Consider the following 20,425-nt stretch of genomic DNA (forward strand, 5'->3'; position numbering starts at 1 on the left):
GGATCCTGGCCGAGATCGAGCTGGGCCTGCGCGAGTGCGACCAGGCCTTCGCCCGTCGCATCGACGCGCTCAACGCGGCCGCGCCCCGGGAGACCCCCCAGCGGTTCTCCTCCCATGTGAGTCCGGGCGCTGACCAAACTCGACCGGGTGCTGCCCACCCGGTTGCGGCACGAGGTGCGCGCGCTCTCCGGCTCGGTGGAGTCCTTCGGCGCAGGCCGCACGCCGGTCGACCCCGAGGTGCTCATGACGCTGGCCAGAGCCTGCCGCGACGAGGTCGAGGCCGGCTTCGACTACCCGTCCGGGCGTGAGGTGCGACGGCGGCGGGCCGAGCCCTACCGCCTGGTCGCCTCCGACCGGCACTGGTACCTCCTCGCCTACGACCTCGATCGCGACGACTGGCGCAGTTTCCGCGTCGACCGGATGACCGATGTGTCCGCACGGACCTGGCGGTTCCGCCCGCGCGCGGCGCCCGACGCGGCGACGTACGTGCAGGAGGGTGTGGCGAGTCGGGTCTACCCGCACCAGGCGCGCTTCCTCGTGCACGCGTCGGCCGACACGGTGCGCGCGCAGATTCCGGCGTCGGCGGCCGTCGTACGACGGCGAGGGAGCGAGCTCTGCGAGGTGCTCAGCGGCGCCGGCAGCCTCGACTTCGTGCTCATGCACATGCTTCTGCTGGGGCACGACTTCGAGGTGCTCGACCCTCCGGAGCTCGGGAGGCGCTGTCGCGCACTGGCGGAGAGACTGCTGTCGGCCGGTGCGGCGATCTCAGCGGTGCCGGACATGGACGAGTCTTGACCTCCTCCCCACGCCGGAAGCCGGTTCGCTCCTACGACGGTTCACAACACGGGGGCCAGCGGCATGTCCCACGTCACGCCGGATCCTCACTCACCCCTGTGGCGACGCCGGGACCAGGCTTGTCTTGACCCTTGAGAGTTCCGGCGACCGGGGGCGCGGCCGGGTGTGGAAAAGCGGCGACCCCATCCCGGGCCGCACGGCCGAGGTGGGCCGGGTCAGCCGTGGGCCAGTTCGGCGATCGCGGCCAGGCGGGCCTCGTCGCCGGAGACGAGCATGGTGGTGACGAGCGACGACCGCCAGGCGCCGAGCTCCTCGGCGATCTTCTCGCGGGGTCCCACCAGCGCGACCTTCTCCACCATGGCCAGCGGGATCGCCGCCGCGGCCTCCTCCTTGCGCCCGCCGAGGTAGAGCTCCTGGACGCGGGCGCACTCCGCTTCGAAGCCCATGCGGGCGAAGGCCTGGTAGTGGAAGTTGGCTCCCTTGGCGCCCATCCCGCCGACGTAGAGCGCGAGCATCGGCCGGACGCGGTCGGCCGCGGCCTCCACGTCGTCGTCGATCTCGACGTTCACCCGGCAGGTCACCTCGAACGCGTCCGGGGTGGCCCCCCGCCGGGCGAACCCCTCCCGGAGGGCGTCACGGTAGTAGGCGTCGTCGTACGGGGAGTAGAACATCGCCAGCCAGCCGTCGGCGATCTCCGCCGCGAGCGCCACGTTCTTCGGGCCCTCGGCGGCGAGCAGGATCGGCAGGTGCGGACGCAGCGGATGGATCGTCGAACGCAGCGGCTTGCCGAGCCCGCTGCCGCCCGGGTACGGCAGGCGGAAGTGCTCGCCGTCGAAGCTCACCTTCTCGCGCGCGAGCACCTGGCGCAGGATCGCGACGTACTCCCGGGTCCGCGCGAGGGGCTTCGGATACGGCTGGCCGTACCAGCCCTCGACGACCTGCGGGCCGGAGGCGCCGAGCCCGAGCGTGAACCTGCCGCCCGACAGGTGGTCGAGGGTCATCGCGGCCATCGCCGTGGCCACCGGGGTGCGCGCCGACATCTGCACGATGGACGTGCCGAGCCGCATCCTGCCGGTGCGGGCGCCCAGCCACGCGAGCGGCGTGAGGGCGTCGGAGCCGTACGCCTCGGCGGCCCACATCGAGTCGTAGCCGAGCCGCTCGGCGGCCGTGACCAGGCCGGCCAGGCCGGGTGGTGGCCCGGCTCCCCAGTAGCCCAGCGCGAGGCCCAGCTTGAGATCGTTCATGACGCGCGCTCAGCCGACCCGCTCGAAGACCGCCGCGATGCCCTGGCCGCCGCCGACACAGAGCGTGGCCAGGCCGTAGCGCTGCTCGCGGCGGTGCAGCTCCCTCGCCAGGGCGCCGACCATGCGGGTGCCGGTGGCGCCGACCGGGTGGCCGAGGGAGATCCCGGATCCGCGCGGGTTGACGCGGTCGAGGTCCTTGTCGCCGAAGCCCCACTCGCGCGTCACCGCGAGGGCCTGCGCCGCGAAGGCCTCGTTCAGCTCGATGACGTCGATGTCCGGCAGTTCGAGGCCGGCGCGGGCCAGGGCGATCGCGGTGGCCGGGACCGGGCCGATGCCCATGCGGTGCGGCTCGACGGCCGCGACGCCCGACGAGACCAGCCGCACCAGCGGGCGCAGCCCCAGGGCCTCGGCCCGCTCGGTGGTCGTGACGACGCACAGGGCGGCGGCGTCGTTCTGGCCGCTCGCGTTGCCGGCGGTCACCGTCGCCTCGGGGTCAGCCGCCGCCCGGATGGGGCGCAGGCGGGCCAGCGCCTCCAGCGTGGTGTCGGCGCGCGGGTGCTCGTCGCGGTCGACGACTACCTCGCCGCCCTTGGCAAGCACGGTCACCGGGACGATCTCCTCGGCCGACCTGCCGTCGCGCTGCGCCTCGACGGCCCGCGCATGGGACAGGACGGCGAGGGCGTCCTGCTCGGCGCGCGGGATCGCGTACTCGCGGCGGAGGTTCTCGGCGGTCTCGAGCATGCCGCCGGGGACGGGGTGGCGACGCCCGCCCGCGGTGACCCGGCCGCGTTCGAGGCTGTCGTGGAACACGACCCCGCCCTGACCGGCGCCCCACCGCACGTCGCGGGAGAAGTGGGCGGCGTTGCTCATGCTCTCGGCGCCGCCGGCGACCACCAGCTCGGCGTCCCCGGACGTGACCTGCCTGGCGGCGTACAGGATGGACTGCAGGCCGGAGCCGCAGCGGCGGTCGATGGTGAGGCCGGGCACGGTGATCGGCAGGCCGGCGTCCAGCGCCACCACGCGCCCGAGGGCCGGGGCCTCGCTCGTCGGGTAGCAGTGCCCGAGAATGACGTCGTCGATCGCGTCGGGCTCGATCCCGGTGCGGGCGAGCAGGCCGCGCATCGCCTGCGCGCCGAGCTCCGCCACGGGCACCGCCCTGAGCGAACCGCCGTAGCGTCCGATCGGTGTACGCACGGGCTCACAGATCACAGCATCACGCACAGTGCACTCCTGCTCGATGGGGGTACGGCGATCACATCGATCGCCCGCCGGTCACCTCGATGACGGTGCCGGTGAGATAGCTCGCCAGGTCGGAGGCGAGGAAGAGCACGACGGCGGCCACCTCCTCCGGCTCGCCGGCGCGGCCCAGCGGGAGCTCGCTCATCTTGGAGTCCCAGACCCGCTGCGGCATGGCCTCGGTCATCGGGGTGCGGATGAGTCCCGGCTGGACGGCGTTGACGCGCACGCCGCGCGGCGCGAGCTCCTTGGCTGCCGCCTTGGTCATGCCGACGATGCCCGCCTTGGCGGCCGAGTAGTTGGTCTGGCCGATGTTGCCGACCTTGGCGGACAGGGACGACATGTTGACGATGGCCCCGCGCCCCTGTTCCCGCATGATCGGGGCCGCCGCGCGCAGCCCGTGCCAGCAGCCCTTGAGGTGCACGCCGACGACGTCGTCGAACTGCTGCTCGGTCATCGTCCGCAGGGTGGCGTCGCGGGTGATGCCGGCGTTGTTGACCAGCACGTCCAGGCTGCCGAAGGAGTCGAGGGCGGTCGCCATGAGGCGGTCGACGTGCTCGCCGTCGCGGACGTCGCAGAGCGCGGCGGTCGCGACCTCCGGCCCGCCCAGCTCGTCTACGGCGGCGTCGAGCCTGGCCTGGTCGAGGTCGCCGATGACGACCCGTGCTCCCTGCGCCACGAACGTGCGCGCGACGGCCAGCCCGATGCCCTGGGCGCCGCCCGTGACGACGGCGGTGCGGCCGTCGAGCAGGCCACCCGCGTTGGGGCCGGCGCCCGCGCCGCCCGCGCTCGAGGCACCCGGCCTCAGGCCGCCGCCCGCGCCCGGGCCGCCCGCGCCCGGGGCACCCGCGCCCGGGGCGGTCATCGCTCCGCCGCCGCGGCCCGGAGGAGCTGCCTGGCGATGATCACCTTCTGGACCTCGCTGGTGCCCTCGTAGATGCGGTAGAGGCGGGCGTCGCGGTAGAAGCGCTCGACCGGCACCCCGTGGATGTAGCCGCTGCCGCCGTGGATCTGCACCGCCCGGTCGGCGACGCGGCCGACCATCTCGCTGCAGAAGAGCTTGGCGCTCGACGGCGCGATGCGGCGGTCGCTGCCGTCGTCGTAGGCCTCGGCGGCCGACAGGACGAGGGCGCGGCCGGCCAGCAGGTCGGTCTGCGACTCCGCGAGCATGGCCTGGACCTGCTGGAACTCGCCGATGACGGTGCCGCCCTGCTTCGCCGTGGCGGCGTAGGAGACGCTCTCTTCGACGAGCCGGCCGGCCATGCCGACGCAGCAGGCGGCGATGTGCAGACGGCCCTTGGCCAGGGAGCGCATCGCGGCGGCGAAGCCCTCGCTCTCGACCTCGCCGACGAGGCGGGAGGCGGGCACCCGGACGTCGTCGAAGAAGATCTCGGCCGTGGTCGAGCCGCGCTGGCCCATCTTCTTGTCCCGCGGTCCCACGGTCACGCCGGGCGCGTCGGTGTCGACCACGAAGACGGAGATTCCCTCGGGTCCGGGACCGCCGGTGCGGGCGAAGACCATGAGGATGTCGGACCAGTTGGCGTTGGTGATGAAGCGCTTGTGGCCGTTGATGACGTAGTCGCCGCCGTCGGCGACGGCGCTCGTGCGCAGGCCGCTGGGGTCGGAGCCGGCCTCGGACTCGGTGAGCGCGAAGGCCGCCACGCACTCGCCGGCGGCCATCCTCGGCAGGAACTCCCGCTTCTGGCGCTCGGTGCCGAAGTTGACCAGGACCTGCCCGGCGATGCCGTTGTTGGTGCCGAACATCGAGCGGAAGGCGGGGGTCGTGTAGCCGAGCTCCATCGCCAGCCGCGCGTCCTGCAGCGCGCCGCAGCCCAGCCCGCCGTACTCCTCGGGCAGCGCGTAGCCGAACAGCCCCATCGCGGCCGCGTCGCGCCGGATCGCCTCGGGGATCTCGTCGGTCTCCTCGATGAGGTCCTCGGCGGGGACGACCACCTCACGCACGAAACTCCGGACTGTGTCGAGCACGGAGGCGAACTCTCCGCTGTCCATCCACGCCCCTTCCCTGAGGCCACCCTGTGGGTTAATAATAGTAATCATAGCATAGATGAGGTTTCGGGCTTCGGATCCAGTGAGTGGGGCAGAAATGAACGGCTACCTCGATCCCGAGCTCGCCGAGCTCGCCCGGTCGCTGGTCCCGACCGAGATCGGCGACCCGGTGGCGGCGCGCGAGCGGCTGGCACGGGCCCGCGCCGCCCGCCCCGAGTTCGTGACTCCTCCCGGTCTGGTCCGGGGCGACCTGACCGTGCCCGCGGACGGACTGCGCCCGGCGGTCCGCTGCCTGACCTTCCGGCCGCAGGGCCGGCCGGGCGCGCGGCCCTGCGTCCCACCGCCCCGGGCAGACGCACGTCCCAACGCGCAGCCTGACGCACGGCCCGACCCGCGGGCCGACGCGCGGGCCGACACGTTGGAGGGTCTGCGGGCGGCGATCGTCTATCTGCACGGCGGTGGATTCGTCATGGGGGACGCCGACGGCGACCCGGTTCTGCCCGCGGGGCTGGCCGAGGCCACCGGCGCCCTCGTACTGTCGGTCGACTACCGGCTCGCCCCCGAACATCCCTACCCGGCGGCCGTGGACGACGGCTGGGCCGTGCTGCGCCACGTGACCGAGCACGCCGCGGACCTCGGCGTCGACCCGGCGCGCGTCGCCGTCGCGGGAGCGAGCGCGGGCGCGTGCCTCGCCGCCGCCCTCGCCCTGAAGGCTCGCGACCTGGGTGGTCCGCGGATCGCCGCCCAGCTGCTCGACATCCCCGCGCTCGACGACCGGGCCATCACGCCGTCGTCGCGGCTGGAGGACAGCCCGTTGTGGACTCGCGCGAACCTGCTCGACAGCTGGCGTCACTACCTTCGCGACCTCCCACCGGGCCAGGCGGTCTCACCGTACGCCGCGCCCGCCCGGGCCGTGGAGCTGTCCGGGCTGCCACCAGCGTACGTCTCGGTGTGCGCGCTGGACCCGCTGCGCGACGAGGGCGTCGCCTACGCGCAGCGGCTCACCGACGCGGGGGTTCCCACCGAGCTGCGGCTCTATCCGGGCACCTTCCACGGCGCGGTCAGCACTTTCCCGGACACGTCCGTCACCCGGCGCGCCCGCGCGGACCTTCTCGCGGCGGCACGCCGGCTGCTGCCGGCCGAGGCATGACCCCTTCCGACGACCGCCGCGCCCGCGAAGCACCAGCCCGTTGTACGAAGGAGTAGCGATGACCGCGTCTCATCCGCCCATCAATGGCCCCGTCAGCGGGCCCGTCGGTAAACCCATCAGCGGGCCCGAGGGAGGGCTCGTCGGTGGACTCTTGGGCGGGCCCGTCAGCGGGCCCGCTGACGGGCCCGGCGGGTCGCCGTACGGCGATCCGCTGGACGCGGTGCGCAAGATCGTGCCGCTCGTGATCGAGCGGGCCGACCAGGCCGAGCGTGACGTCCGCGTCGACGACGAGGTCATGGAGCGGCTCGTCGCCGCGGGCACGATGATGCTCATGGCGCCGCGGGAGTACGGCGGCGCCGAGGCCGAGCCGTCGGTCCTCATCGACGTCCTGCAGGAGCTGTCCCGGGCCGACGGCTCGACGGGCTGGGCGGTCATGGCGAGCATGAGCGGCACCGGCACGATGCTCACGCTGCTGCCCGAGGGCGGTGCCCGCGCGATCGCCGAGAGCCCGAACCCGATGTGCGCCGGCCAGGCTCCCCCGGCGGGCACCGCGCGGCGCGTGCCCGGCGGATTCGAGGTGCGGGGCCGGTTCTCGTTCGCGAGCGGCTCGTCGCACGCCGGCTGGTTCCTCGGCGGCTACCGCGTCCTCGACGAGTCGGGCGAGCCGGCGCTCGACGCCGCGGGCCGGCCCTCGACCGCGATCGGCGTCGTGCCGCGCGCCAGAGTGGAGCTACTCGGCGGCTGGGACGTCATGGGGCTCGTCGCCACCGGCAGCTACGACTACGAGGTCGTGCCGCAGTTCGTCGAGGAGGGCTTCCTCCGGGTCGACGGCATGGACGCCCTGCGCGGCGGCCCCCTCTACACCATGGGCCTCAAGTCGCTGCCGGGCGTGGGCCACGCCGCGTTCGCGCTCGGCGTGGCACAGCGAGCCCTGGAGGAGTTCGCCGTGCTGGCGGCGCAGAAGAAGCGGCCGCCGTCGGGCGTGCTGAACAAGAGCCTCGCCGTGCAGCGCGACGTCGCGCAGTGGACCGCGCGGTACAAGGCGGCCCGCGCGTTCACCCGCGACGCGTTCACCCGGCTCTACCGGGTCGCGGCGGACGGCGGGGAGCGGACGACGGAGATGCAGGCGGACTGCCGCGTCGCCGCCACCCACGCCGTCTACACGGCCGCCGAGGTCACCCGCGAGGTGTATCTCGCCTCCGGCAGCGAGGGGCTGCGCAACGGCCACGTCATCCAGCGCTGCTTCCGCGACGCCCACGCCGCCAGCCAGCACCTCTTCACCGCCGAGCACACCTACGTCGACGCGGGCCGGATCTATCTCGGCACGCCGGGCCTGACCTCGCTGCACAGCGAGGTCATGACCTACACCTTCGCGCCCCCGCTGATGGACTGACCATGACTCACGACGATGACCACACGTCCTGGGAACGGCACTCCGGAACGGCGCCGGAGCTGCGGGGGATCTTCGCCGGCGTGCCCGCGCCGGTGGCCGCGCTCTGCGCGACCGTCGGCGGCGGGCCGGAGTCCTTCGTGGCCAGCTCGTTCGTTCCGGTCTCGCTCGACCCGCCGCTGGTCAGCGTGTGCGTGCGGACCGGTTCGGCCACCTGGGCGCGGCTGCGCGGCTGCAGCCGGCTCGGAGTCAGCGTGCTCGAACGCGGCCAGAGCCACCTCGCCCGGCGGCTGGCCTCTCGGGCGCCGGACAGGTTCGCGGGAGTCGACCTGGTCGAAGGGGCGGAGGGCGAGCTGTTCGTGGCGGGCGCGGCCGTGACCATGACGTGCTCCATCACCGGGACCGCCCCCGCCGGCGACCACGAGATCGTGTTCCTGCTGATCGAGCGGGCGCGGGCGGGCGGCGGAGCCGAGCCGGTGGTGTTCCACGGCTCGAGGTTCCGCCGCCTGTCCCGCGAGCCGCTCGCGCCGGCCGACTGGTGGCCGCTGTCCGAATGGCAGTGACCTGCCCGGCCGGAGACCGCTGTCCCCATCACCGGTGACCTGCCCGGCCGGCGGGCAGGTCGCGGGGGGTGGGTGGTGGGGGCCGGCGGGTCACCGGCCCATGCAGGCGTCCTTGATCTGCTCCAGGTCGTCGATCTCACCGACCGGGGAGCTGACCACGACCTTGCCGATGTCGATCACCGTCACGTGGTCGGCGACGTCCACCGCCGCCTCGACGGCCTGCTCGACCAGCAGGATGGCCAGGCCGGAGTCCTTGAGTGCCGAGACGCGTGCCATGACCTCGGCCACCACCGACGGCGCGAGGCCGCCCGACGGCTCGTCCAGCATGAGCAGGCGCGGCTTGGCCATCAGGGCCTGGCCGATGGCCACCATCTGCTGCTGGCCGCCGGAGAGCGACCCGGCCGGGTCGTCGCGCTTGTCGTGCAGGATCGGGAAGAGCTCGTAGATCCTGCCGAGCTCGTTCTCCAGCGCCCTGCGGCGCAGTTTCAGGCTGTAGCCGCCCAGCAGCAGGTTCTCCCGCACGGTCTGCGTGCGGAAGACCCGCTTGCCCTCCTGGACGTAGCTCACGCCGAGTGCCACCCGGCTGTGGGCGGGGACGCTCTCCAGCGACCGGCCGTCGTAGGTCATGGTGCCGCCGTGCACCGGGTTGAGCCCGGCGACGGCCCGCAGCGAGGTGGTCTTGCCGGAGCCGTTGCGGCCGAGCAGGGCGGTGATGCGGCCGGGCCAGACCTGGAACGAGACGTCCCAGACGGCGCGGAGGTCGCCGTAGCCGGTCGCCAGGTGCTCCACCGTCAGCAGGGGGTCGGTCATGATGATGTCTCCTGTCGGGCCGCGGCCGCGATGACCGAGTCGTCCAGCCGCACGTCCTGGTCGCCGGCGCCCAGGTACTCGTCGCGGACGCGAGGGTCGTTCGCGATGTCGGACGGCGTGCCGGAGGCCAGCACCGAGCCGCGCGCCAGGACCACGATCTCGTCGGCCAGCGACAGCACGAGGCCGAAGTTGTGCTCGACCAGGATGATGGTGCAGCCGGCGTCGCGGATCCGGCGGATCACCCCGGCCAGGGTCTCGACCTCGCCCTCGTCCAGGCCGGACGCCGCCTCGTCGAGGAGCAGCACCTTGGGCTCGGCCACCAGGGCGCGCGCGACCTCCAGCATCCGTCGCATGCCGAGCGGCAGCGTGGCCGCCTCGGTGTCGGCGACGTCCTCCAGGCCGACCAGCCTGAGCATCTCGTCCGCCCGCTGCCGGTCGCGCCGCTGGATCGCCCGGAACCGGGGGGTGCGCAGGATCGCGCCGGCGAACGACATGTCCTCGACCGTGTAGCGGCCGGAGGCCACGACGTCGCGGACCGTGATGGACGGCGGGATCAGCGGCGTCTGGAACGTCCTGGCCACTCCCAGCCGGGCGATGCGGTGGGTCGCCGCCGTCCTGATCGGGGTGCCGTCCAGGGTGATCTCGCCGGCGTCGCGCCGGTAGTAGCCGCAGACGAGGTTGAGCAGCGTCGTCTTGCCGGAGCCGTTGGGGCCGATCAGCGCCGTGACGCGGCCGGGTTCGGCGCGCAGCGACACGTCGGTGAGCACCCGGTTCCCGCCGAAGGCCTTGGAGATCCCGGTGACCTCGAGCAGGCCGCCGTCGATGCGGTGGATCGCCTCGCCGTCGCCAGCCTTCGACGGCCCGCGCCCGACGAGGCCGGCGGCCCGGTCGAGCCGGGCGACGAACGTGCGGGCGACCCCGGCGACTCCGCCGCTCATCAGGACGCCGCCGAGGAGGAGGAACAGCCCGAAGAAGACCAGCGAGTACTCCTGGAAGCTGTCGGACTGGGAGCTGGCGTACTCCACGACCGCCGCGCCGAGGACGGCGCCGTAGACGCTGACCGAGCCGCCCAGGATGGAGGCGGCCAGCGCCCCGGTCGCGACGTGGAAGCCGAACGCCTCCAGCGACACGAACAGGTCGAGGTTGGCGAAGAGCGCACCGGCCAGGCCGGCGGGGACGGCGCCGGTCGCGTAGCCGCTGAGCTTGATCCGGAAGACGGACATGCCGACCGAGGAGGCCAGCACCGGGCTCTGCTTGAGCACCTGGAACGCGATCCCGTGGCGGGAGGCGATGATGTTGCGGAACGCCGCGAACCACAAGATCGCCACGGTCACGACGGTCAGGTAGAAATGGGTCGGCGTGAGCTGGAAGCCGAGCAGGGTGGCTCCGGGGATGCCCGACAGGCCCAGCTGCCCGCCTGTGTGCTCCTCGAAGATCGACACGATGTCCGGCACCAGCAGGACGAGGAAGAACGACGTCATGGCCAGCGACCAGGAGCCCAGGCGCAGGCCCGGGATGCCGGTGAGGATCCCGACGACCAGCGCGGCCAGGCCCGCGGCGAGCAGTTGGACCAGGATGTCCGTCACGCCGGCCATCGCGATGATGCCCGCGGTGTAGGCGCCGGCCGCGTACATGGCCACCTGGCCGATCGCGAGCTGACCGGCGTAGCCGAGCGAGAGGTTGAGACCGCTGACGATGAGCGCGAGGATGAGCGTCAGCTCCACCTGCCTGGTCACCGAATATCCCGGCTGCAGGACGGGGAGCACCAGGAGGAACACTCCCAGCATCGAGGGATAGACCCACGACGGCACCGCCCTGAGCGTCTTCCACCAGTTCACCGTCGTCAAACCGTCCGTTCCTGTATCTGACCGAACAAGCCCGTCGGGCGGAGCATCAGCACCAGGATGAGGATCAGGAAGACACTCAGGTTGCTGAACTCCGAGCCGAGATAGCGGGCGGCGTGCTCCTCGACCAGGCCGACCACGAAGCCGCCGGCCAGCCCGCCGTAGAAGCTGCCGAAACCGCCGATGGCGAGCGCGACGAAGCCCTTGAGCGCGAGCGCCGACCCGAGCGTGGCCACGGCGAAGGTCTTGGGCCCGATGAAGAACCCCATCAGTCCGGCGAGCAGGCCGGTGATCGCGAACGCGGCGAACGCGAGCTTGCGCACGTTGATCCCGCGCAGCACGGCCGCCTCGTCGTCCTGTGACATGGCGACGATGGCCAGGCCGCTCATCATCCTGCGGTTGTAGACGTGGATGACGGCGACGAGCACGACGGACAGCACGATCAGGCCGAGTTCGAAGGAGTAGAGGCGCCCGCCGAAGAGGGTCATCGCCTCCTTGGCGCCGAAGAACGGGACGTCCAGCGGCTGCGAGCCCCAGATGAGCTGGGCCAGGCCGGTGAGCACGGTTCCGAAGCCGAGAGTCGTGATCAGCTGGGTCTGGTGGTCGGCGACCGGGCGGACCGCGACCCGTTCCAGGATCGCGGCCACGAGCATGACCACGACCATCGCCAGCACGACGACGACGATCGCGGGCAGTCCGAGAGTCACATAGCCGGTGTACGCGACGAAGGCGCCGATCATCATCAGCTGCGCCTGCGCGAAGTTGAACGAGCGCGAGGCGACGAAGACGATGTTGTAGCCGATCGCCACCAGCGCGTACACCGCGCCAAGCGACAGTCCTGCGTAGATGAGCGTCATTTCGCTAATTTCCCGGAGAGCCCAGCTGGCCGTTCACGATGGGGCCCGGCTTGGCGAAGGAGTGCGTGTCGACGGGGAGCTTCGGCTCGTGCGAGTCGGCCGAGTACGGGTAGGTCGCGTAGATGGCCGTTCCGGCGCTCTCGGTGACCTTCGGGTCCTCCAGCGCCTTGGCCATGGCCGCCGGGTCGGTGCTGTTCGCGCCCTTGGCCGCGGCCGCGATGAGCAGGATCGCGTCGTAGCCGAGGCAGTTGTTCATCGACCCCTTGATCTGGCCGATCGACGTCATCGCCTTGACGGCCTTGTTGGTGGCCTCGGCCGCGGGGTCGTACACGGTGCTCTTGGTCACCTCGAGCGTGAGGTTCTTCAGGTCCGGCGAGCCCAGCAGGCCCACGGGCGGCTCCTGGGTGATCAGCGGCGTGGAGGACACCGACGTGTCGCCCAGCAGCGGGACGTCCCATCCCAGCTTGGTGATGCCCTTGAGGACGTAGCCGGCGGGGGCTCCGTAGGCGTTGAAGACGACCACGTCGGGGGCGGCGTCCCGCAGGGTGGAGATCTGCGCGGTCATGTCGAGCGCGGCCGAGTCGTACTCGACTCCGACGACGTCGTAGCCGGCCTTCTTGAAGGTGGTCTCGGCCAGCTCGCCGAACGCCTTCGCGTAGGCGGAGTTGCCGTGCAGGATCCCGATCTTCTTGTAGCCCTTGGCCTCGAACTCCGGCAGGTAGCCGTCGACCACGACCTGGGGCGAGGCGGCCAGGTTGAACGCCAGCGGGTGCTGCTTGGGGTCCGCGGTCGCCGGGATGTTGGCGGCGTTCATGAAGAGGATCTTGTTCTGGTTCAGGATCGGGGCGACGGCGGCGCTGACGTTCGAGCCGGCACTGACGATGTAGGCGTCGGGCTTCTTCTTCGCGATCTGCGCGCGCAGGGCGCTCAACGCCTTCGTCGGGTTGGCGTTGTCGGGCGACTCGAGGAGTTGCACCTGGCGTCCGTTGACGCCGCCGGCCTCGTTGACCGTCGCCACCCCCGCCCTGGCCGCGGTCACGCCCGTCAGCAACTGGTCGGTGACCGGTCCGGCGTCGGCGCCCGCGCTCATCATGATCACGAAGGGTTCGTTCGCCTCCTTCGCTCCCGCCTCATCTGACGTGCCGCACGCTGGGAGCATCAGCGCGACGGCCACCAGCGCCGCCCACCGAGCCTGTCGAGCCTTCATCGGATTCCTACCTATCTTAGCTATGATTGAATCCTATAAAGCATAGGCTGGCATGTGTGAGGCCCGGTGGCAATGCGTCCGGCGAGAATTTCGCGGTCGATCGCCAGGTCAACCCGGAGTCAGCCGCGCGGTCTGCTCGGCGACCCCGGCCAGGGTGGTCCCTCCCGACCACATGACGACCCTGCCGACGGCGGTCCGCCCGGCACAGGCCACCAGGCTCACGTCGAGCAGGACCCACTCGGCCACCGGCCCGCCCAGCACGCGCAGCGAGGCGCCGACCGTGGCGACCCGGGCCAGCTCGGGGAACGCGCGGCGCAGCAGGTAGGGCACGTGGTCGCTGACCACCGCCAGCCGCACCTCGTCGGCCAGGTCGCAGCGCACCCGGGCCCACAGCAGCGCCGAGCCGGCGACACCCGCTCCCATCTCGTCACGGGCGCTGCGGACGTCGAGGAGCACCGCCGTCCCGGCGCCGGGCCCCGACATGTACGGGCGCTCGGGGCAGTCCCCGGGCGGCGGGACGCGAGGCGGGCGACCCGTGTGCTCCACCGGCCCCGGCCCCGGTCCGACCACCGCCGTGCCCGCGAGGGCCGTCAGCCCGCCGTCCGTGGCGTCGAGCCGGTAGTGCCCCAGCGACCGTCCCACCGCGAGCGGCTCGCAGGCCACCTCCAACCGGCTCCCCTCGGCGACCGGACGCAGGTAGCTCACGGACAGGTCGCCCAGCCGCCGTCCCGTCGAGCGCTGCGCGACCTCGGCGAGCAGCCCCAGCCCCCAGCCGCCGAAGAGCCGGCCGTGAGCGCAGATCTCGGCGCCCACCGTCACTCCGGAGCCGGGATCGAGGTCGCCCCTGGGCCAGGCGGAGGCGCTCACGTCGCCGCCCGACCGCTGTCGCGGGCTCCGCCGGCGTCTCCATCCGCGATGAGCGCGCGCAGCTCGCCCTTCAGCACCTTGCCGCTGGCATTGCGCGGCAGCGTGGAGACGAGCTCGACCGTCCGGGGCACCTTGAAGTTCGCCATCCTCTCGCGCGCCCAGGCGATGATCTCCTCGCCGCGGGCCTCGGCCCCCCTGCGCGGCACGACGTAGGCCTTGGCCACCTCCCCCAGCCTCGGGTCCGGCACCCCGACGACGGCGACCTCCGCGACCGCCGGGTGGCGGGCGAGAACCTGCTCCACCTCGGCCGGCGACACGTTGAAACCGCCGACGAAGAACAGGTCCTTGAGCCGATCGGTGATCTTGAGGTTGCCGTCCGCGTCCAGCGTCCCGATGTCGCCCGAGTGCAGCCAGCCCGCCGCGTCGATCGCCTCCCCGGTGGCCGCCGGGTCCTCCCAGTAGCCGGGCGTGACGTTGGCGCCGCGGATCAGCACCTCACCCGGCTCGCCGGGAGGAAGGTCCCGGCCTTCGCCGTCGACGACCTTGAGCTCGACGCCCGGCAGGGCCCGGCCGTTGCTGCGGGCGATCACGTCCGCGGAGTCGCCCACGCGGCACATGGTGGCCGTGCCGAAGCACTCGGTCATCCCGTACGCGGTGATGAAGTGCTCGAACGGCAGCTCCGAGCGCGCGCGCTCGACCAGCGCCACCGGCACGACCGCGGCTCCCGTGGCGGCCACGCGCAGCGAGCCGAGCTCGTACGAGCCGCGTTCGGAGCTCTCCAGCAGCGAGTAGTAGATGGTGGGCGAGCCGTTCATGACCGAGATCCCGTGAGCCTCGATGAGCCGCATCGCCTCGACCGGGTCGAAGACCGCCATCGGCACGACGGTCAGACCGTGGAGGAGGCTCGTGATCATCCCGGCCTTGTTGCCGCCCGTGTGGAAGAACGGCAGCGTGACCAGGTAACGGTCGCCGGGGCGCAACCCCCAGACGCGGCCGTACGTCGCGTACAGGTCCAGCGAGGGGCCGTGCGGGATCGTGACCCCCTTGGCCCGCCCGGTGGTGCCGGAGGTGAAGATCACCTCGGCCAGGTCGTCCGGCCGCACCGCGCTCGCCGCCTCCCTCGCGGCCTCCCCCGTCACCCGCTCGCCGAGCGCGAGGAAGCCGTCCCAGCCGAGCAGGCGGGGGTCTCCCGGCGTTCCCGCGCCCAGCATGTCGACGACGGCGAGATCGTCCAGGGAGGCCCCTTCCTCCTCGCCCGGCTCGCGGACGACGCCGGCGTAGTCGTAGCCGAGGAAGCCGCCGTCGACGAAGACCGCCTTCGCGCGGACCCGGGCCAGGATCTCGCGCGCCTCGGGGCCGCGGTAGCGCGTGTTGACGGGCACGACGGTCGCGCCGGCGCAGTGCAGGCCGAGCGACACGGTGATCCAGCGGTGGGAGTTGGGCGCCCAGACGCCCACCCGGTCGCCGCGTTCGATTCCGAGCGCGAGGGCGGCGCGGGCGACCGCCAGGGCCGCGTCGCGCAGCTCGCGGAAGGTGAGGACGGCCTCGCCGTCGATGACGGCGAGCCGGTCGCCGAAGCGCTCCGCGCTGGCCATCAGCATCCGCGGGATGGTCCGCTCCGCCGCCTGATCGTCGTTCATCGATCCCCTTCCCTGCATGCCCGTCTGCTCCGCGCCCGTCTGCTCCGCGCCCGTCCGGTCCGCGCCCGTCTGCTCCGCGCCCGTCCGGTCCGCGCCCGTCTGCTCCGCGCCCGTCCGGTCCGCGCCCGTCCGGTCCGCGCCCGTCCGGTCCGCGCTTTCCGCGCCCGGCGTGCTCCCGGCGGCGGCGAGGCGCCCGGCGCCGCTCATCGCCCGGCGAACTTCGGCTCGCGCTTCTCGACGAAGGCGGTGAGCCCTTCGCGGAAGTCCTGGCTGCGCGAGGAGATCTCCAGCGAGTACGCCTCGGCGGGCAACTGCTCGCGCAGGGCGGCGTCGGCGGCCTGGTTGATGAGTGCCTTGGTGAGGCCGAGCGCCACCGTCGGCCCGGCGGCCAGCCCGGCGGCGAGCGCGCGGGCCGCCTCGACCGCCTCGCCCCGTGCGGCGACCTCGTGGACGATGCCCCACTCGTGCGCCGTCGCGGCGTTGAGACGCTCGCCGAGCATGAGCAGCCGGCGGGCGCGCAGCGGGCCGACCGCCCGCGTGGTCAGCCAGGTCGCCCCGCTGTCGGGGGTCATCCCGCGGGTGACGAACGGCTGCCAGAAGGTGGCCGTGGGGTCGGCGACCGTGAAGTCGGCGGCGAGCGCGAGCTGGAACCCGATCCCGACCGCGTAGCCCGTCACGGCGCACACGACCGGGACCTGCAGCTCGCACAGCTGGGGGATCAGGCGGTGGGCCTGGGAGGGCAGGCGGCGCTGGATCGCTCCCGGCCGGGGCCGCGCGCCCTGGCCGGCGTTGCGCCCGACGATGTCGAAGCCGCTGCAGAAGTCGTCGCCCGCTCCGGACAGGAGTACGGCACGGACCCGCTCGTCGTTCTGGGCGAGCTCGAGGGCGTCGACGAGCGCGCGCAGCGATCGGTCGTCCAGCGCGTTGCGCCTGCGCGGGTCGTTCAGGCGCAGGGCCAGGACGCCGCCGGTCAGGTCGATCTCGACTCCGCCGACGGCCGGGTACTCACTTAGCATGCAAGCATTATAAAGATGGACTCTCGCCGCGCCAGCCTACCCATATGCTTATTGCTATCTTTACAATGATTGAGTTGCAAGACGGCTGAGTGAGAGGATGGCGATGAGCACGAGCGTTCCCACCGAAGGCGGGCCCCCCACCCCGCCTTCGGCCGAGCGGCGCGACCGGTCGCTGGTCGAGCTGCTGGACGACCTCCCCGCGCTCGACGACACCACCGTGGTGCATTCGACCGCCGGCACCCTGAGCTACGCCGAGCTGCGCGCGGCCGTGTCACGGGTGGCCGCCGAGCTGACCCGCGCCGGAGTGGGCCCGGGCCATCCCGTCGGCGCGCTGGTCGGGTCGGGGATGACCGGGGTCGTCGCGATGTTCGCGGTCTGGACGGTGGGCGCCGTCTTCATGCCGATCAACCGCCGCGGCACCGGCCGCGAGGTGGCGGACCTCGTCGCCGACACCCCGGTCTGCCTGCTCCTCGGCACCGCCGAAGACCTCGACCGCCAGAGCGCCGAGCTCGGCGACCTCGGCATGGTCGAGCTCGACGAGACCGCGTGGAGCGCGGCGGTCCGGCGGCCGATGACCGCTCCGGCAAGGACCTACGACAACGACATCGCCCTGGTCCTGCGCACCTCGGGGACCACGGGCAAGCCCAAGGCCGTCCTGCTGCGCCACCGCAGCACGATCGACGCCCTCGACTCGAGCCTGCGCAAGCTGCGCCGGCGCGGTCCCGGCCCGCGCGAGACCCGGCGGACGATCCGGGTCAATCTGATCCCGCTGTCGCTCGCGCTCTGGGCCGGGATCTTCAACACCCTGTTCTCGCTCCGCGCGGGGTTCGGCGTCGTCCTGCTCGACCGGTTCACCCCACCGGCCTTCGCCCTCGCGATCCGCACCCACCGGCTCAAGTCCACGGTCCTCGCACCGGCCATGATCACGATGCTGTGCGACAGCCTCGAGATCGACACGCTGGAGCCGCTGGAGATCGTCCGATCCATCACGGCGCCGCTCTCACCGGCCACCGCCCGGCGCTTCCACGAGCGGTTCGGCGTCCTCGTCCTCAACTCCTACGGCCAGACCGAGCTCGGCGGCGAGGTGGTCGGGTGGACGATCGAGGACATCCGCGGCTTCGGGACGGAGAAGCTCGGCGCCGTGGGCCGCCCGTACGACGACGTCGACCTGCGCATCCTGGACGAGAACGACCAGGATGTCGCGCCGGGCGAGCTCGGCCACATCCACGTCCGGTCACCGTTCCGGATGCGCGGCTACGCCGGCGCCGACGGCTCGTCCGGGCCGCAGGACGACGACCGGATCGTGGACGGCTTCCTGCGCACCGGCGACATCGGCCGGCTGGACGCCGACGGCTTCCTGTGGATCGAGGGCAGGGTCAGCGATATGATCAACCGCGGCGGGCTCAAGGTCTTCCCCGACGAGGTCGAGGAGGTGCTGCGGCGCCACCCCTCCGTGCGTGACGCCGCGGTCGCGGGGGTGCCCGACCGCCGCCTCGGCGAGGTGCCCTACGCCTGGATCGTGCCCCAGTCGGGTGAGGTCGACGCCGTGGCGCTCGCAGCCTGGTGCCGCGAGCATCTGGCCCCCTACAAGGTGCCGGTGGTCTTCGCCGAGGTCGAGACGATGCCCCGCTCCGACGTGGGCAAGCTGCTCCGCCGAGAGCTGAACGTCACCGTTCCTCCGCCAGAAGTTACGCTGTAGTCCTAATGATTGTATGATTGACGCCGGGGTTATACACGACATTGACAGCGCCAGTCCGACGCCCGTCCGTGTCGCCATCTGATTCGGGAGGGGTCCTGTGCGACAGCTACGACAGCCGCGTCTCGCCGAGATCGTCGCCGCGAAGTTGCGCGACGACATCCTTGCGGGCCGGCTGACGGAGGGCGACAGCCTGCCCCGTCAAGAGCACCTCTTCACCGAGTTCCGGGTCAGCCTGCCCGCCGTGCGCGAGGCCATGCGGATCCTCGAGACCGAAGGCCTCGTCTCGGTCCGGCGCGGCAACGTCGGAGGCGCCGTCGTGCACCTGCCCACGCCGCAGCGCATCGCCCGCACGATCAGCATGGTCCTGCAGACGCGGCGCACGAACATGGCCGATGTGAGCGGCGCCCTGCTCCACCTCGAGCCCACGTGCGTCGCGCTCTGCGCCGCGCGCCCCGACCGCGCCGAGACGACGGTGCCCGAGCTGCGCCGCGTCATCGAGGAGCAGCACGAGGCGTTCGACGATCCCGAGCAGTTCCCCATCCGGGCCCGGCGCTTCCACGAGAAGCTCGTCGAGACCTGCGGCAACGAGACGATGATCGTCATCATCGGCTCCCTCGAGATCATCTGGACCGCCCACGAGTCCACCGTGTGGTCCGAGGCCTCGCTCAACGAGGAGACCGATCCCGACTCGCCGATGGCCCGCAAGTCCCGCCGGGCGGCGCTTCGCGACCACGAGAAGATCGTCGACGCGATCGAGGCCGGCGACGGGGCGCGGGCCGTCAAGCTGGCCGGCGCCCACCTGGCCGCGACCAGGCGATCGAGCCTCGGCTCCGCCAACGGCGACGTGGTCAACACCGACCTGCTCGACAACCTCGACTACTCCACCCACTAGGACGAAAGGCCCGGTGCCGGGGGGGGGTCCGCCCCCCCCCGCACACGCAGCGCGAACGGAGGGCGTTCTCCCGGGACGGTTGGACCGCCGGCGGGGAAGGCCCTCCGTTCGCGCTGCCTTCGCGGGTTCCGTCAGCTCGGCTGGCCGACGGCCTCGGCGCGGATGCCGTCGTCGACGAGCTTGTCGGCCGAGATGACCTCGTCGTAGGTGAGCGTGCCCTTCACCTTCATGAACATCTCCTGCATCTCCGTCAGGGTGCTCGTGTTCACCTTCAGGGTGGGGTCGAAGACGTACAGGCCGCCCTTGCTGATCGTCTCGTCCGGCACCTTCATGAACGTCGCCAGCGCCGAGACGACCTTGGCGTCCTTGCGCCAGTCGCCCAGCATCTGCTGCGTGGCGCAGGCGGTCGCCTTGATGAACTTCACACCGGCGGCCCGGTCGTCCTTGAGGAGGCCGGGGCCGTACATGATGCCGGAGGTCGTGCTCGTGCCGTAGGCCTTCTTGGAGTCGACGAGCGCGTGGGCGACATCCTGTTCGAGCGCCTTCTGCGTCTCGGGGGCGATGAGGAGGGCCCCCTCGATGCCGCCGTTCTTGAGCGCCGGGACCATGTCGGGCAGCGCGAGCGAGACCAGCTCGACGTCGTCGAAGGTGAGGCCGCCGGCTTCGAGGGACTTGCCGAGCAGGTAGGACGTGGCGGTGCCGACGGTGCCGAGGACTCCCACCCGCTTGCCCTTGAGGTCCTGCGCCGTCTTCACGCTCTTGGCGCCGAACAGGCCGCTCGGCGCCGCCTCGCCCTCGGGCGTGTTGACCGAGCCCAGCGAGGCGACCATCTTGAGCTCGGCGCCCTTGGCCACCTGGTTGAACATGCCGGCCGACGGCGATCCGACATAGGCGTCGAGCTTGCCGGTGGACAGGAAGGCGATCGCGTCCGCCGGGTTCTTGATCGGTGTGTACTCGACCGTCAGGCCCTCCTTCTGGAAGCAGCCGAGGGCGTCGGCGACGAAGGCCGGCGCGAGGGAGGCTCCAGAGATGTAGCCGACCTTGAGGGTGGTGGGTCCGCCGGCGGACACGTCCTGCTGCTCTTCGCCGTTGCCACAGCCGGCGAGCACGCCGAGGGCAAGGGTCGAGAGGGCGAACGCGGCCACGGCGCGACTCCGCATCGAGAGCCGATCGGTCACGGGGGGTCCTTTCGATGGGTACGCACCGGG

Annotated in this window: 17 protein-coding genes and 1 pseudogene; 6 read left to right on the forward strand and 12 right to left on the reverse strand. The window is 72.2% G+C overall.

Annotated features, from left to right (window positions below; translation table 11 throughout):
• Window positions 1–120 precede the first annotated feature (120 nt).
• Window positions 121–795: pseudogene (locus AB0C16_RS38125) on the forward strand (WYL domain-containing protein); the annotation flags it as partial.
• 215 nt (window positions 796–1,010) lie between these two features.
• Here the strand turns inward: AB0C16_RS38125 and AB0C16_RS38130 are convergent.
• Genes AB0C16_RS38130 through AB0C16_RS38145 form a run of 4 tightly spaced genes read right to left on the reverse strand, consistent with a single transcriptional unit; the run spans window position 1,011 to window position 5,285 of the window.
• Entirely contained in the window at window positions 1,011–2,039 is a 1,029-nt protein-coding gene (locus AB0C16_RS38130; protein ID WP_357690676.1) for an LLM class F420-dependent oxidoreductase, read from the reverse strand.
• Window positions 2,040–2,048: 9 nt separating this feature from the next.
• Window positions 2,049–3,260: an acetyl-CoA C-acetyltransferase gene (locus AB0C16_RS38135; protein ID WP_357690678.1), complete on the reverse strand. Its 1,212-nt coding sequence runs from the start codon at window positions 3,258–3,260 to the stop codon at window positions 2,049–2,051.
• A 31-nt stretch (window positions 3,261–3,291) separates the two neighbouring features.
• Entirely contained in the window at window positions 3,292–4,140 is an 849-nt protein-coding gene (gene fabG / locus AB0C16_RS38140) for a 3-oxoacyl-ACP reductase FabG (protein WP_357690680.1), read from the reverse strand.
• On the reverse strand, window positions 4,137–5,285 hold the full coding sequence (locus AB0C16_RS38145; RefSeq protein WP_357690682.1) for an acyl-CoA dehydrogenase family protein: 1,149 nt from the start codon (window positions 5,283–5,285) through the stop codon (window positions 4,137–4,139). Before AB0C16_RS38145 ends, fabG begins: the two co-directional genes overlap by 4 nt.
• Before the next feature lie 94 nt (window positions 5,286–5,379).
• Between AB0C16_RS38145 and AB0C16_RS38150 the strand changes: the two genes are divergently transcribed.
• Genes AB0C16_RS38150 through AB0C16_RS38160 form a run of 3 tightly spaced genes read left to right on the forward strand, consistent with a single transcriptional unit; the run spans window position 5,380 to window position 8,385 of the window.
• Window positions 5,380–6,432 carry an alpha/beta hydrolase gene (locus tag AB0C16_RS38150; RefSeq protein ID WP_357690683.1) on the forward strand — a complete coding sequence of 351 codons (1,053 nt, stop codon included), beginning with the start codon at window positions 5,380–5,382 and terminating at the stop codon, window positions 6,430–6,432.
• Window positions 6,433–6,490: 58 nt separating this feature from the next.
• A complete protein-coding gene (locus tag AB0C16_RS38155; protein ID WP_357690685.1) occupies window positions 6,491–7,825 on the forward strand; it encodes an acyl-CoA dehydrogenase family protein in 1,335 nt (444 codons plus the stop codon).
• Window positions 7,826–7,827: 2 nt separating this feature from the next.
• Window positions 7,828–8,385, forward strand: coding sequence for a flavin reductase family protein (locus AB0C16_RS38160; RefSeq protein WP_357690687.1), 558 nt, complete (start codon window positions 7,828–7,830; stop codon window positions 8,383–8,385).
• A 90-nt stretch (window positions 8,386–8,475) separates the two neighbouring features.
• On the opposite strand, the gene AB0C16_RS38165 is transcribed toward AB0C16_RS38160, so the two are convergent.
• The 7 genes from AB0C16_RS38165 to AB0C16_RS38195 all read right to left on the reverse strand — a co-directional run bounded on the left by AB0C16_RS38165 (window position 8,476) and on the right by AB0C16_RS38195 (window position 16,626).
• Window positions 8,476–9,195, reverse strand: coding sequence for an ABC transporter ATP-binding protein (locus tag AB0C16_RS38165; RefSeq protein WP_357690689.1), 720 nt, complete (start codon window positions 9,193–9,195; stop codon window positions 8,476–8,478).
• Window positions 9,192–11,033: a branched-chain amino acid ABC transporter ATP-binding protein/permease gene (locus tag AB0C16_RS38170; protein WP_357690747.1), complete on the reverse strand. Its 1,842-nt coding sequence runs from the start codon at window positions 11,031–11,033 to the stop codon at window positions 9,192–9,194. The genes AB0C16_RS38165 and AB0C16_RS38170 overlap by 4 nt, the downstream gene beginning before the upstream one ends.
• Window positions 11,034–11,038: 5 nt before the next feature.
• On the reverse strand, window positions 11,039–11,896 hold the full coding sequence (locus tag AB0C16_RS38175) for a branched-chain amino acid ABC transporter permease (protein ID WP_357690691.1): 858 nt from the start codon (window positions 11,894–11,896) through the stop codon (window positions 11,039–11,041).
• A 4-nt stretch (window positions 11,897–11,900) separates the two neighbouring features.
• Window positions 11,901–13,103 carry an ABC transporter substrate-binding protein gene (locus AB0C16_RS38180; protein ID WP_357690693.1) on the reverse strand — a complete coding sequence of 401 codons (1,203 nt, stop codon included), beginning with the start codon at window positions 13,101–13,103 and terminating at the stop codon, window positions 11,901–11,903.
• A gap of 108 nt (window positions 13,104–13,211) precedes the next feature.
• Complete coding sequence (locus AB0C16_RS38185) at window positions 13,212–13,970, reverse strand: acyl-CoA thioesterase domain-containing protein (RefSeq protein ID WP_357690695.1); 759 nt, start codon at window positions 13,968–13,970, stop codon at window positions 13,212–13,214.
• On the reverse strand, window positions 13,967–15,817 hold the full coding sequence (locus AB0C16_RS38190; protein ID WP_357690697.1) for an AMP-binding protein: 1,851 nt from the start codon (window positions 15,815–15,817) through the stop codon (window positions 13,967–13,969). Before AB0C16_RS38190 ends, AB0C16_RS38185 begins: the two co-directional genes overlap by 4 nt.
• Complete coding sequence (locus AB0C16_RS38195; RefSeq protein WP_357690699.1) at window positions 15,814–16,626, reverse strand: enoyl-CoA hydratase-related protein; 813 nt, start codon at window positions 16,624–16,626, stop codon at window positions 15,814–15,816. The genes AB0C16_RS38190 and AB0C16_RS38195 overlap by 4 nt, the downstream gene beginning before the upstream one ends.
• A 103-nt stretch (window positions 16,627–16,729) precedes the next feature.
• On the opposite strand from AB0C16_RS38195, the gene AB0C16_RS38200 reads away from it, so the two are divergent.
• A complete protein-coding gene (locus AB0C16_RS38200; RefSeq protein ID WP_357690701.1) occupies window positions 16,730–18,325 on the forward strand; it encodes an AMP-binding protein in 1,596 nt (531 codons plus the stop codon).
• A 97-nt stretch (window positions 18,326–18,422) separates the two neighbouring features.
• Window positions 18,423–19,217: an FCD domain-containing protein gene (locus AB0C16_RS38205; protein ID WP_357690703.1), complete on the forward strand. Its 795-nt coding sequence runs from the start codon at window positions 18,423–18,425 to the stop codon at window positions 19,215–19,217.
• Window positions 19,218–19,348: 131 nt separating this feature from the next.
• On the opposite strand, the gene AB0C16_RS38210 is transcribed toward AB0C16_RS38205, so the two are convergent.
• The gene (locus AB0C16_RS38210) at window positions 19,349–20,395 is read right to left on the reverse strand and encodes an ABC transporter substrate-binding protein (RefSeq protein WP_357690705.1); all 1,047 of its coding nucleotides are present in this window, start codon (window positions 20,393–20,395) and stop codon (window positions 19,349–19,351) included.
• Window positions 20,396–20,425 lie beyond the last annotated feature (30 nt).

The organism is Nonomuraea sp. NPDC048916, from assembly GCF_040649575.1.
Taxonomy (GTDB): Bacteria; Actinomycetota; Actinomycetes; order Streptosporangiales; family Streptosporangiaceae; genus Nonomuraea.